The organism is Vreelandella sp. 21 (assembly GCF_050995515.1).
Classification (GTDB): domain Bacteria; phylum Pseudomonadota; class Gammaproteobacteria; order Pseudomonadales; family Halomonadaceae; genus Vreelandella; species Vreelandella alkaliphila.
The window spans coordinates 78,923-91,569 of sequence record NZ_CP194673.1; the positions used below are offsets into that span (position 1 = coordinate 78,923).

9 protein-coding genes and 3 rRNA genes are annotated in these 12,647 nt (G+C 51.1%); 8 read left to right on the forward strand and 4 right to left on the reverse strand.

Annotation, left to right across the window (positions count from 1 at the left end; genetic code table 11):
- Positions 1-17 precede the first annotated feature (17 nt).
- From lldD to rrf, 4 genes are all read left to right on the forward strand, one after another.
- Positions 18-1,172 carry an FMN-dependent L-lactate dehydrogenase LldD gene (gene lldD, locus ACN06F_RS00345; RefSeq protein ID WP_433924491.1) on the forward strand — a complete coding sequence of 385 codons (1,155 nt, stop codon included), beginning with the start codon at positions 18-20 and terminating at the stop codon, positions 1,170-1,172.
- Positions 1,173-1,781: 609 nt separating this feature from the next.
- Positions 1,782-3,316 (forward strand): 16S ribosomal RNA (locus ACN06F_RS00350).
- A 319-nt stretch (positions 3,317-3,635) separates the two neighbouring features.
- Positions 3,636-6,529, forward strand: a 23S ribosomal RNA gene (locus tag ACN06F_RS00355).
- Between the two features lie 128 nt (positions 6,530-6,657).
- Positions 6,658-6,773, forward strand: a 5S ribosomal RNA gene (rrf, locus tag ACN06F_RS00360).
- Together the 16S, 23S and 5S rRNA genes form the textbook arrangement of a ribosomal RNA operon.
- Before the next feature lie 410 nt (positions 6,774-7,183).
- On the opposite strand, the gene ACN06F_RS00365 is transcribed toward rrf, so the two are convergent.
- The 4 genes from ACN06F_RS00365 to flgA form a co-directional block, all read right to left on the reverse strand.
- Positions 7,184-7,939: an SDR family NAD(P)-dependent oxidoreductase gene (locus tag ACN06F_RS00365; RefSeq protein WP_038480112.1), complete on the reverse strand. Its 756-nt coding sequence runs from the start codon at positions 7,937-7,939 to the stop codon at positions 7,184-7,186.
- A gap of 79 nt (positions 7,940-8,018) precedes the next feature.
- Positions 8,019-8,468, reverse strand: a complete 450-nt coding sequence (locus ACN06F_RS00370) for a flagella synthesis protein FlgN (RefSeq protein ID WP_038480115.1) — start codon at positions 8,466-8,468, stop codon at positions 8,019-8,021.
- Between the two features lie 10 nt (positions 8,469-8,478).
- Positions 8,479-8,745 carry a flagellar biosynthesis anti-sigma factor FlgM gene (flgM, locus tag ACN06F_RS00375; protein ID WP_038480118.1) on the reverse strand — a complete coding sequence of 89 codons (267 nt, stop codon included), beginning with the start codon at positions 8,743-8,745 and terminating at the stop codon, positions 8,479-8,481.
- Positions 8,746-8,830: 85 nt separating this feature from the next.
- Complete coding sequence (flgA, locus tag ACN06F_RS00380; RefSeq protein ID WP_433924492.1) at positions 8,831-9,547, reverse strand: flagellar basal body P-ring formation chaperone FlgA; 717 nt, start codon at positions 9,545-9,547, stop codon at positions 8,831-8,833.
- Between the two features lie 194 nt (positions 9,548-9,741).
- Between flgA and flgB the strand changes: the two genes are divergently transcribed.
- Genes flgB through flgE form a run of 4 tightly spaced genes read left to right on the forward strand, consistent with a single transcriptional unit; the run spans position 9,742 to position 12,627 of the window.
- Positions 9,742-10,173, forward strand: coding sequence for a flagellar basal body rod protein FlgB (flgB, locus tag ACN06F_RS00385; RefSeq protein WP_038480121.1), 432 nt, complete (start codon positions 9,742-9,744; stop codon positions 10,171-10,173).
- Positions 10,174-10,197: 24 nt separating this feature from the next.
- Complete coding sequence (gene flgC / locus ACN06F_RS00390; protein ID WP_038480124.1) at positions 10,198-10,608, forward strand: flagellar basal body rod protein FlgC; 411 nt, start codon at positions 10,198-10,200, stop codon at positions 10,606-10,608.
- A gap of 2 nt (positions 10,609-10,610) precedes the next feature.
- Positions 10,611-11,306 carry a flagellar hook assembly protein FlgD gene (locus tag ACN06F_RS00395; RefSeq protein ID WP_038480127.1) on the forward strand — a complete coding sequence of 232 codons (696 nt, stop codon included), beginning with the start codon at positions 10,611-10,613 and terminating at the stop codon, positions 11,304-11,306.
- Between the two features lie 34 nt (positions 11,307-11,340).
- Positions 11,341-12,627, forward strand: a complete 1,287-nt coding sequence (flgE, locus tag ACN06F_RS00400; protein ID WP_038480130.1) for a flagellar hook protein FlgE — start codon at positions 11,341-11,343, stop codon at positions 12,625-12,627.
- Positions 12,628-12,647 lie beyond the last annotated feature (20 nt).

Genomic DNA, 12,647 nt, shown 5'->3' on the forward strand with positions numbered 1-12,647 from the left:
ATTGCATAGGGCCTGCCATGATCATTTCATCACCGACGGACTACCGCCTAGCTGCCAAGCGTCGTATCCCCCCGTTTCTGTTTCACTATGCTGATGGTGGGTCATACGCAGAGCATACGTTGCGGCACAATGTTGAAGACCTAGCGGGTATCGCGCTGCGGCAACGAGTGTTGAAGGATATGTCGTCGCTATCGCTGGAAACCGAACTGTTTGGTGAAAAGATGGCAATGCCTCTTGCCTTGGCGCCGGTGGGGCTAACAGGCATGTACGCTAGGCGTGGTGAAGTCCAGGCAGCACGGGCAGCGACCAAGAAAGGCATACCGTTTACGTTATCGACGGTCTCCGTATGCCCAATTGCAGAAGTGGCAGCGGCAGTGGAGCGGCCCATCTGGTTTCAGCTTTATGTATTGAAGGATCGGGGCTTTATGAAGCACGTGCTTGAGCGTGCTAAGGCGGCAGGGGTTAAAACATTAGTCTTCACCGTTGATATGCCTGTGCCTGGAGCGCGTTATCGCGATGCTCATTCAGGCATGAGCGGCAAAAGCGGGCCTATGAAACGTATGCTTCAGGCTGCGTTGCATCCTCTTTGGGCTTGGGATGTCGGTGTGCATGGTCGCCCGCATGATCTAGGCAATGTGTCTGATTATCGTGGTCAGCCGACGGAGCTTGAAGATTATATTGCCTGGCTTGGCGATAACTTTGATCCCTCTATTTCCTGGAAAGATCTGGATTGGATTCGTGAGCAGTGGGATGGCCCAATGGTTATTAAGGGCATACTGGATGCTGATGATGCCCGTGATGCAGTCCGCTTTGGGGCTGATGGCATTGTGGTTTCAAACCACGGTGGCCGTCAGTTGGATGGCGTGCCTTCTACCGCGCGTGCCCTGCCTGCTATTGCAGATGCAGTTAAGGGTGATTTAGCCATCCTGGCTGATTCTGGTGTGCGTAATGGGTTGGATGTAGTAAGGATGATTGCCATGGGCGCAGATACAGCATTGATTGGTCGCGCCTTTATCTATGCGCTTGCAGCAGCAGGTGAGGCGGGAGTTGCTAACCTGCTTGAGCTTTTCGAAAAAGAGATGAAGGTGGCGATGACGCTCACCGGTGCGCGAACGATTGCTGATCTCAGCACCGAGTCATTAGTGCCTGACGCGATTCCTGCGCTTAAATAGAGAGGACGCTGCTGCTGGCATTGGGGTAATAGACGAATGTTGAAGTTTTTTTACAAAAGCCCTTGCCAAGACGGCAGCGAATCCGTAAAGTACGCATCCGCTGCCGGGGACGCACAGCGTTACCAGCGGTGAATGAAGGTGAAAACCTTCGGTTTGTCAGAGAGTTAGAAGAACTCAGCAGTAATACGCTGCGATGTCTTCCAACGCTTTTTGAAACGAGCCACGCCAGAAAGCATCGTTATTTCGCTTTCTTCGCTCACTCGCTTCACTCACTCAAAACAGTGATTGACAAACACCAGGAAATGCGTAGAATACGCCTTCCTCGCTGAGGCAAGCCAGTTCATCGGTTAGTCAGTTACTTCTTAGGAAGTTCAGCAGCGAAAACAGCTCTTTAACAATTTGATCAGGTAATTCATGTGGGCGCTTGCCGATGAGGGTGATAAATCACCAAATATCAAGGCAAGCGGTCATGAGAACGATAGTTTTTAAACGTAAGTTTTTAAACAATAGTTGGAATGAATTCGTTTGAACCTTGAGCCAAGTTTGATGCGCTTTTGTTGTTCGTAAACATTACGTTTTCGAGTGACGAGTAAGCATCACAATGATTTTAAACTGAAGAGTTTGATCATGGCTCAGATTGAACGCTGGCGGCAGGCCTAACACATGCAAGTCGAGCGGTAACAGGGGTAGCTTGCTACCCGCTGACGAGCGGCGGACGGGTGAGTAATGCATAGGAATCTGCCCGATAGTGGGGGATAACCTGGGGAAACCCAGGCTAATACCGCATACGTCCTACGGGAGAAAGGGGGCTCCGGCTCCCGCTATTGGATGAGCCTATGTCGGATTAGCTAGTTGGTGAGGTAATGGCTCACCAAGGCAACGATCCGTAGCTGGTCTGAGAGGATGATCAGCCACATCGGGACTGAGACACGGCCCGAACTCCTACGGGAGGCAGCAGTGGGGAATATTGGACAATGGGCGAAAGCCTGATCCAGCCATGCCGCGTGTGTGAAGAAGGCCTTCGGGTTGTAAAGCACTTTCAGCGAGGAAGAACGCCTAGTGGTTAATACCCATTAGGAAAGACATCACTCGCAGAAGAAGCACCGGCTAACTCCGTGCCAGCAGCCGCGGTAATACGGAGGGTGCAAGCGTTAATCGGAATTACTGGGCGTAAAGCGCGCGTAGGTGGCTTGATAAGCCGGTTGTGAAAGCCCCGGGCTCAACCTGGGAACGGCATCCGGAACTGTCAAGCTAGAGTGCAGGAGAGGAAGGTAGAATTCCCGGTGTAGCGGTGAAATGCGTAGAGATCGGGAGGAATACCAGTGGCGAAGGCGGCCTTCTGGACTGACACTGACACTGAGGTGCGAAAGCGTGGGTAGCAAACAGGATTAGATACCCTGGTAGTCCACGCCGTAAACGATGTCGACCAGCCGTTGGGTGCCTAGCGCACTTTGTGGCGAAGTTAACGCGATAAGTCGACCGCCTGGGGAGTACGGCCGCAAGGTTAAAACTCAAATGAATTGACGGGGGCCCGCACAAGCGGTGGAGCATGTGGTTTAATTCGATGCAACGCGAAGAACCTTACCTACTCTTGACATCCTGCGAACTTGTGAGAGATCACTTGGTGCCTTCGGGAACGCAGAGACAGGTGCTGCATGGCTGTCGTCAGCTCGTGTTGTGAAATGTTGGGTTAAGTCCCGTAACGAGCGCAACCCTTGTCCTTATTTGCCAGCGGGTAATGCCGGGAACTCTAAGGAGACTGCCGGTGACAAACCGGAGGAAGGTGGGGACGACGTCAAGTCATCATGGCCCTTACGAGTAGGGCTACACACGTGCTACAATGGCCGGTACAAAGGGTTGCGAGCTCGCGAGAGTCAGCTAATCCCGAAAAGCCGGTCTCAGTCCGGATCGGAGTCTGCAACTCGACTCCGTGAAGTCGGAATCGCTAGTAATCGTGAATCAGAATGTCACGGTGAATACGTTCCCGGGCCTTGTACACACCGCCCGTCACACCATGGGAGTGGACTGCACCAGAAGTGGTTAGCTTAACCTTCGGGAAAGCGATCACCACGGTGTGGTTCATGACTGGGGTGAAGTCGTAACAAGGTAGCCGTAGGGGAACCTGCGGCTGGATCACCTCCTTAAACGATGCATCATCCTCGCGGTAAGCGCTCACAATGAATTACCTGATCAGAATGCTGTTGATACGCAGTGATAAGCGTTTTCTTCATATTGAAAGAAGAGAAAAGAGCTTTTTTAAGCTCTTCTTTAAAGACCTTTCTTTTTCTTTTAACGTGAAAAAAGCACTCGCTTATCACTGCGCATAGCAGTCGCTCTTTAACAATGTATATCATGCTGACATAAACGTTTTTAAAACGTTTATACGTAATTGTTTTGTGATACGTCTCAAGCGTATCCGGCAATCGTTATCATTGCGAGACACCAGACTCCTTCGGGTTATAGGGTCAAGCAATGAAGCGCACACGGTGGATGCCTAGGCAGCCAGAGGCGATGAAAGACGTGGAAGCCTGCGATAAGGCTCGGCGAGGTGGCAAACAACCTGTGACCCGGGCATCTCTGAATGGGGAAACCCACTCATCATAAGATGAGTATCTTGCGCTGAATATATAGGCGTAAGAGGCGAACCAGGGGAACTGAAACATCTAAGTACCCTGAGGAAAAGAAATCAACCGAGATTCCCCTAGTAGCGGCGAGCGAACGGGGACCAGCCCTTAAGCATGTGACTGATTAGGCGAATGCGCTGGGAAGCGCGGCCATAGTGGGTGATAGCCCCGTAGTCGAAAATCTGATCATGTGAAATCGAGTAGGTCGGGGCACGAGAAACCTTGACTGAAGACGGGGGGACCATCCTCCAAGGCTAAATACTCCTGGCTGACCGATAGTGAACCAGTACCGTGAGGGAAAGGCGAAAAGAACCCCGGAGAGGGGAGTGAAATAGATCCTGAAACCGTGTGCGTACAAGCAGTAGGAGCAGACTTGTTCTGTGACTGCGTACCTTTTGTATAATGGGTCAGCGACTTATATTCAGTGGCGAGGTTAACCGTTTAGGGGAGCCGTAGGGAAACCGAGTCTTAACTGGGCGACACAGTCGCTGGATATAGACCCGAAACCGAGCGATCTATCCATGAGCAGGGTGAAGGTTGAGTAACATCAACTGGAGGCCCGAACCAGGATCTGTTGAAAAAGATTTGGATGACTTGTGGATCGGAGTGAAAGGCTAATCAAGCTCGGAGATAGCTGGTTCTCCTCGAAAGCTATTTAGGTAGCGCCTCACGTATCACCGCCGGGGGTAGAGCACTGTTTCGGCTAGGGGGTCATCCCGACTTACCAACCCGAGGCAAACTCCGAATACCGGTGAGTGCAAGCGTGGGAGACACACGGCGGGTGCTAACGTCCGTCGTGAAAAGGGAAACAACCCAGACCGTCAGCTAAGGTCCCGAAATCCTGGTTAAGTGGGAAACGATGTGGGAAGGCTCAGACAGCTAGGAGGTTGGCTTAGAAGCAGCCATCCTTTAAAGAAAGCGTAATAGCTCACTAGTCGAGTCGGCCTGCGCGGAAGATGTAACGGGGCTAAACCAGGTACCGAAGCTACGGGTTCATCCTTTAGGATGAGCGGTAGAGGAGCGTCGTGTAAGCCGATGAAGGTGAATTGAGAAGTTCGCTGGAGGTATCACGAGTGCGAATGCTGACATGAGTAACGATAAAGGGAGTGAAAAACTCCCTCGCCGGAAGACCAAGGGTTTCTGTTCGACGCTAATCGGAGCAGAGTGAGTCGGCCCCTAAGGCGAGGCCGAAAGGCGTAGTCGATGGGAAACAGGTCAATATTCCTGTACCGGACATGATTGCGATGGGGGGACGGAGAAGGCTAGGTGAGCCAGGCGTTGGTTGTCCTGGTGAAAGTGAGTAGGCTGGTATCTTAGGTAAATCCGGGATGCCTTAAGGCCGAGACACGAAACGAACTGACTACGGTCAGGAAGTCATTGATGCCACGCTTCCAGGAAAAGCCTCTAAGCTTCAGATCATGTGCGACCGTACCCCAAACCGACACAGGTGGTCAGGGTGAGAATCCCAAGGCGCTTGAGAGAACTCGGGTGAAGGAACTAGGCAAAATGGTGCCGTAACTTCGGGAGAAGGCACGCCGGCGTAGGGTGACGAGACTTGCTCTCTAAGCCCGAACCGGTCGAAGATACCAGGTGGCTGCAACTGTTTAGTAAAAACACAGCACTCTGCTAACGCGCAAGCGGACGTATAGGGTGTGACGCCTGCCCGGTGCCGGAAGGTTAAATGATGGTGTTAGGATTCGTCCGAAGCTCTTGATTGAAGCCCCGGTAAACGGCGGCCGTAACTATAACGGTCCTAAGGTAGCGAAATTCCTTGTCGGGTAAGTTCCGACCTGCACGAATGGCGTAATGATGGCCACGCTGTCTCCACCCGAGACTCAGTGAAATTGAAATCGCCGTGAAGATGCGGTGTACCCGCGGCTAGACGGAAAGACCCCGTGAACCTTTACTATAGCTTCACACTGGACGCTGATGTTGCCTGTGTAGGATAGCTGGGAGGCTTTGAATCTCGGACGCCAGTTCGAGGGGAGCCAACCTTGAAATACCAGCCTGGCATCATTGGCGTTCTCACTCAGGTCCGTTATCCGGATCGAGGACAGTGTGTGGTGGGTAGTTTGACTGGGGCGGTCTCCTCCCAAAGAGTAACGGAGGAGCACGAAGGTACCCTCAGCACGGTCGGACATCGTGCAGTGAGTGCAAGAGCATAAGGGTGCTTGACTGCGAGACAGACACGTCGAGCAGGTGCGAAAGCAGGTTCTAGTGATCCGGTGGTTCTGTATGGAAGGGCCATCGCTCAACGGATAAAAGGTACTCCGGGGATAACAGGCTGATACCGCCCAAGAGTTCACATCGACGGCGGTGTTTGGCACCTCGATGTCGGCTCATCACATCCTGGGGCTGAAGTCGGTCCCAAGGGTATGGCTGTTCGCCATTTAAAGTGGTACGCGAGCTGGGTTTAGAACGTCGTGAGACAGTTCGGTCCCTATCTGCCGTGGGCGTTGGATGTTTGAGAAGGGCTGCTCCTAGTACGAGAGGACCGGAGTGGACGCACCTCTGGTGTTCCGGTTGTCACGCCAGTGGCATTGCCGGGTAGCTATGTGCGGACGGGATAACCGCTGAAAGCATCTAAGCGGGAAGCCCCCTTCAAGATGAGACATCCCTGAGGCCTAGAGCCTCCTGAAGGGCCCAGCGAGACCAGCTGGTTGATAGGCACGGTGTGGAAGCGCTGCAAGGCGTTGAGCTAACGTGTACTAATGGCCCGTGAGGCTTGACCCTATAACACCCAAGGGGTCTGGTCGCAGTGATAACGAAAACCGGATACGCGCTTCCTGTCAGCGACAGGAAACGAGAGACGCCACAAAACATCAGTGACATGTTCAGCATGATATGCATTAAAAGTTACGCCTGACGACCATAGCACGCGTGAACCACCTGATCCCATGCCGAACTCAGAAGTGAAACCGCTTAGCGCCGATGGTAGTGTGGGGTCTCCCCATGCGAGAGTAGGTCATCGTCAGGCACTTATTGAGAAACCCCGGCCATTTGGTCGGGGTTTTGCTTTTTAGGGGGCTCCCCTGGAGAGTAGCGGAACGCCGCCCGGATCATCGTCAGGTACTTATTTAACAAGAAACCCAGCCCATCGGCTGGGTTTTTTGTTTGCGCGGAAGAAAAAAGCACTCCCTAGCCCCTATCACAAAGCGGCTACCTCCCGAAGCGTGCACCGCACGTCATTCCCAAGTGGGGTTGTCGGGAATCCACTTTGACCTTAACCTGCAGCAGCCCGAACCCCCAGTTCAACATGGACTCCCGCTAAGAACCTGCGGGAATGACGAGGGTGGCGCGGAGGGCTGGGGGGGGGGGCGTCATCGTCAGGCACTTATTCAAAAAAATCCCCAGGGCTGATGCCTTGGGGGATTTTTTGCCTAACATTTACCATTCGATAGGCTTGCCAGCCCAATCCCAGAAGCTGCCAGTATCTTCGGGGGTGCGTTTAGACATTACTTCCAATAGCTGTTCAGCGACGAAGTCAGGCGTAAATAGCTTTTCGCTGGGTACGCTAGCTTGGAAGGGTTTTGAAAGCGCTGTATCAGTGGTGCCTGGGTGCAGGCACAGCACAATAGACTGTTTGTTAAGTCGCGTTAGTTCGATGGAAAGTGTTTTCATCAGCATGTTGTGCGCTGCTTTGCTGGCCCGATAGCTGTACCAGCCGCCGTGACCGTTATCGCCAATGGATCCAACGCGCGCCGACAAGCTGGCGATAATAGCCGGATGTTTGCCTTGCAGAGATGATTTAAGTGCGGCAATCAGTAGGGCGGGCGTGGCGGCATTAACATGCATAACATGGGCGAATGATGCTTCATCTAACTGCTCTAAGCGTTTCTCAGGCTGAATATTACGCGCGACATCGTGCAGCGTGCCAATAGCATTAAATAGCAGGTGTACAGGACGTCCGTTTAACTGCTGGCAGAGAGCTTCACGCCCTGATTGTGTGGTGATATCGACGTTCGCCACCTCAACGGATGCGTCCTGAAAAGATGGGTCTTGAGAAGCAAGAGGTGAACGGCTTACGGCAACGACATTACCCACATGGGTATCGGCAAGCAGCCTCTTAATAATAGCGTTACCTATGCCGCCATTGGCACCGATGACAACAGCGGTAAAGTTTTCTGGAAGGTGGGAAAGCATTCTTTCGGCTCCAATTGTGAATATCAATGTTCACATTGAAGCTTCTTGTACAGGTTTTGTCTATGAATGTGCGGAAATACTAGGCAGATGCGTTAAAGCGACCTGGTTGGGCATTATTGCGCCCATTTGGCTTGTAGAGCGTTTTTTCAGCAATTTGGCGAATGTAATCCAGCATTTCCTGGTTATGCTTCATTCTAAGCGATAGCATTTGCCCAGTTAATTCGTTCATGCGTGATACGCGCTCGCTTTTTTCGAGCAAGTTTTCCCAGGTAAGCAAACAGTCTGCATCGTTAGCTGCTTGTTTGGCGCCAAGAGCACCTTCTGCATAGCCAAGCTTTGTTTGCACGCTTCGGCGCAGTGTTTCGATGCGTTCTAGCTCAACTAACAGCGCCTGTTTTTTCAGGGCTAAGGCAGAGAGGGCGTCACCGTCAATGCTGCCTTTAGTGAGCTGTGCTTGTTCATCTGAGAGCAGCAGTACTAATTCATCAAGGCGTTGCAATTGATCTGAGAGCAGTCGTGAAAGACCCATAATAGTTCGCTTATAAATCTTTTAAATTAGCAATTAAGCCATCAGCAATGCGGTCCGCGCGAATCTCTAGCTTCCCTTCACGAATAGCTTCGCGAATTTCCTCAACTTTTGCCGTATCGATATCGTGTGAGCTATCCGTATGCGTTTGGCTAAGTTGCGTTGCTGAGCGTGTCGCGCTGTCTGCTTCGGCTGGCTTATTGCCGCCTATTTTCTGTGCTTCATCACGCTGCTGCGCCTGATTAGAACGTAGCAACGGATTAATGTTATCGATTTTCACGTTGTTTGCCTCATCGTCAACGTTGGTGCGGCATGCGCTGTATTACCTATTATCGGCCTGGGTAGTAAGGACTTTAGGCATTAGATTAAAAATCTATCATCAATGTTCCTTGGCCAATGACGCGTGCGGTAACTAGCTCCCGCGTATCAAAGCGCACACGAATACGCTCGCCTTGTGCACCATCAGACAAGGCCTCTCCTTCGCGTGACACTCGGAAACCAGTGCCCTCTGCTATGACAGTGACGCGCTGCCCTCGTTTCACCACTTGAGGCGCTTGAAGATAGTGGGACTGGAAAGTACTGCCGCTTCGAATAGGACGCTGCGCGATCATACCGATAATATCGTCTTGGTCGGTAAGTGCTTGGGCGGCTAGATCCCCAAGATTGCCTTCTCGTGATGTCAGCATATCACTCGTGATGAGCGTGCCCCTATCAATATCCTGCCCAGCCACGGCGTAACTACCAATGATATCAATTTGCGCTTGGATATACCGAACTTGACGACGATTTTCGCCACAGCGCACGCCGACTGAAATTCGCCCAATAGGGGATTGATTAGCATTCGGGAAAAAGGGTTCGGGTGCAATGCACTCAGGTAAATGTGCAGAAGGAGGTGAGATATCAATCATCACCTCCTGCCCAAGCGATTGAGATTCTTGATAAAGGAACTGCTGAACGGTATCCATCAGCAGTTGGTTATTCGCATGCGCGTTAAATGAAAAGCCAAGGCTGAGCAGTGATAGGCAGAGTATTTGCTTAAGAGTTGCCAGATAGGGTCGCGTTGGGCGCAGCGGGTGTGGCATGGGAGAGTCGCTCAATCGAAGGGAAGCAGATGGTAATCATCAACCGTGCAGTGTAGTGCAAAAGTACCCTGTGCATCATATGAAATGCTGGTGTAAACGGCAGCTGTTCCATGCTTTAGGCTGACGATGCGAAGCCTATTATTCATCATCAATAATATCCGTTTTAATTTGCCTCTCAGCGAACGAGGATTGGCATGATTGATCAGCTTGAATCTGCCTTTAACTATCACCAGCAGGCACTGGGCTTGCGTCAAGCGCGTCACGACGTGCTGGCAGCCAATATTGCCAATGCCGATACGCCTAACTATAAAGCGCGCGATCTCGACTTTGCCAGTGAGTTAAAGAAGGCTGTTGCAGGCAGTCAGCCACAGCAGCAGCAAAATGGCGCGCTGCCGCTCGCACGAACTTCAGAACGTCATCTGCAAGGTGAAGGCCCTGCATGGCGGGGTGTAGGCAGTGCAGAGCTGCTTTATCGCATCCCCGATCAGCCCAGCTTGGATGGCAACACGGTAGATATGGATCGTGAGCGGACACAGTTTGCAGACAATGCTGTTCGTTACCAAGCCGCACTAACCATCATGAATCGCCGAATTCAGGGCCTGAAAAACGCGATGCAGCCGGAATAACCGAGCGGTAGGAGAAAGTAATCTATGTCGATGTTTTCAGCCTTTGATATTGCTAGTTCTGCCATGAGCGCCCAGGCGCAGCGTATGAATGTTACCGCTAGCAATATGGCCAATGCCGACAGCATTGCAGGCCCTGATGGAGAGACCTATCGGGCCAAACAAGTAATGTTTGAAACCCAAGCGCACAATAATCGATATGGCGTCGGTGGTGTACGTGTCACTGAGGTAGTTGAAGACGACGCTCCGCTACGTCTGCAATATATGCCCAACCATCCTGCTGCGGATGAAGAAGGCTATGTCGCCAAGCCCAATGTTGAACCCGTGCATGAAATGGTCAACATGATCTCGGCGTCGCGTTCCTATCAAGCCAACGTAGAAGTGTTCAACACAACGAAGCAGATGATGGTGCAGACGCTATCACTGGGTGAGGGTTAATTATGAGTACAATCGACCCGGCAACACTTTCGGCAATTAATGGCGGCGGCAGTGCTTCCCAGTTAAAGCAGAGCGCGTCAGATGAGTTGCGTAGCAGTTTTCTAACGCTACTGATTACTCAGCTACAGAATCAAGATCCGCTGAATCCGATGGAAAATGCGGAAATGACCTCCCAGATTGCACAAATTAATACGGTAAGTGGGATTGAAGAGCTGAACACCACTTTGCAAAGCATTACTAGCCAAATGGATGCCAACCAAGCACTGCAAGCAAGTGGCTTGATTGGCCAAGGTGTGATGGTGCCTGGCAACAAGGTCATGCTAGAGCAGGATAGTGAAGGAAAACCCTACACGACACCGTTTGGTATTGAGCTTGCTAAACCCGCCGACCAGCTTACCGCGGTGATTGTTGGCCAAGGTGGCGAAGTGATTAGACGCTATAACTTGGGTGCGGTAGAAGCTGGTGTGCAGTCTTTCCAGTGGGACGGTAAAAACGAACAGGGCGAAGCCGCTGCCAGTGGCCGTTATACGGTTCAGCTAGAGGCCCAAGATGCTGAGGGTGAAACACTAGACTCAACCGCATTGAATTATGCGGTTGTTAATAGTGTGACCCCTAACGATGGTAGTGGAAATATTCAGCTGGATTTAGGGGCTGTTTACGGACAGGTTCAGTTGAATCAGATCAAACAAATTCTTTGATTTAGACGCCTAAATCACTCTCTAGGAGAATGTAATGAGCTTTTCTCAAGCTTTAAGTGGTTTAAATGCACAGTCTGAAAACTTAAAAATTCTAGGCAACAATATTGCCAACTCACAAACTGTGGGGTTTAAAAGTTCGGGTGCTATTTTTGCTGATGTTTTTGCTGGAGCAAACAGCCAAGTAGGCCTTGGTGTTAAAGTAGCTAATGTTCGTCAAGATTTTACTGCTGGTGATTTAGAGTCTACTGGACGTACGTTGGACCTTGCTGTGGCGGGCGAAGGCTTCTACCGCGTTGAGCAGTCAAGTGGAGAAGCCGCCTACACACGTAACGGCCAGTTTAGTCAAGATAATGAAGGTTTCCTGGTTAACTCTTCAGGCCAACGTCTCACAGGCTATGGGCTTTCTGATATCAATGATCCGTTTTCAGAAGTCATTGCTGGCGGCGCGCCTCAAGCATTGCGTATTCCCGCAGATGATATTCCTGCCCAAGAAACTGGGCGTACCACGGCTACTTATAATTTAGACGCCAGTGTTGTTGCTAACGAAAATCTACAAACGGCAGTGCTTTATGATCAGTTTGGTACTACTGATCCTGCCAATGAAGTAGAAGTGGAATATCACTTCTCTAATAGTTTTACGGTTTACGACTCTCTGGGTAATGCTCGAAATGTCTCTACGTATTATACCAAAACCGGGGATAACACCTGGAATGTTCAAGTCGCTAGGGATGGTGTTAAGTTAGATAATAGCAATGACTTTGAATTAACGTTTGACGCTAATGGCAATCTTGAAAGAGATGCCAATAACAATATTATTGGTGTTGATGGCGGTGAGGAAGTCAACTTTACTTTCCCCGCCGGCGATCTGGGCGGAGCTGAAGAGTTAGATTTTACTTTCAATTTAGTGGGTACTACTCAGTTTAACAACACATCGATCCAGAATACGTTGACGCAAGATGGTTACTCTTCAGGTAGCTTGGCGGGCTTAGAAATTACTCGCGATGGCAGAGTTATCCGTATCTTTACGAACGAACAGCGTCGTGATGCTGGCCAAGTAGTGTTGGCCAACTTTGCAAACGAAGAAGGTCTTCAGCCGATTGGTGATAATGCCTGGCGTGAAACCAATGCCTCTGGCGTTGGCATCATTGGAACAGCGGGCACTGGCGTTTTCGGCACTATTGAGTCGGGCGTGCTTGAAAACTCTAACGTTGATCTGGCGAAGCAACTGGTTGACACGATTGTTTCCCAGAGAGCCTACCAAGCGAACTCAACGTCTATCAGCACCCAGGACGAGCTCCTGCAGACCATTATTAACCTGTAGTCACTCGTGATAATGGCGTG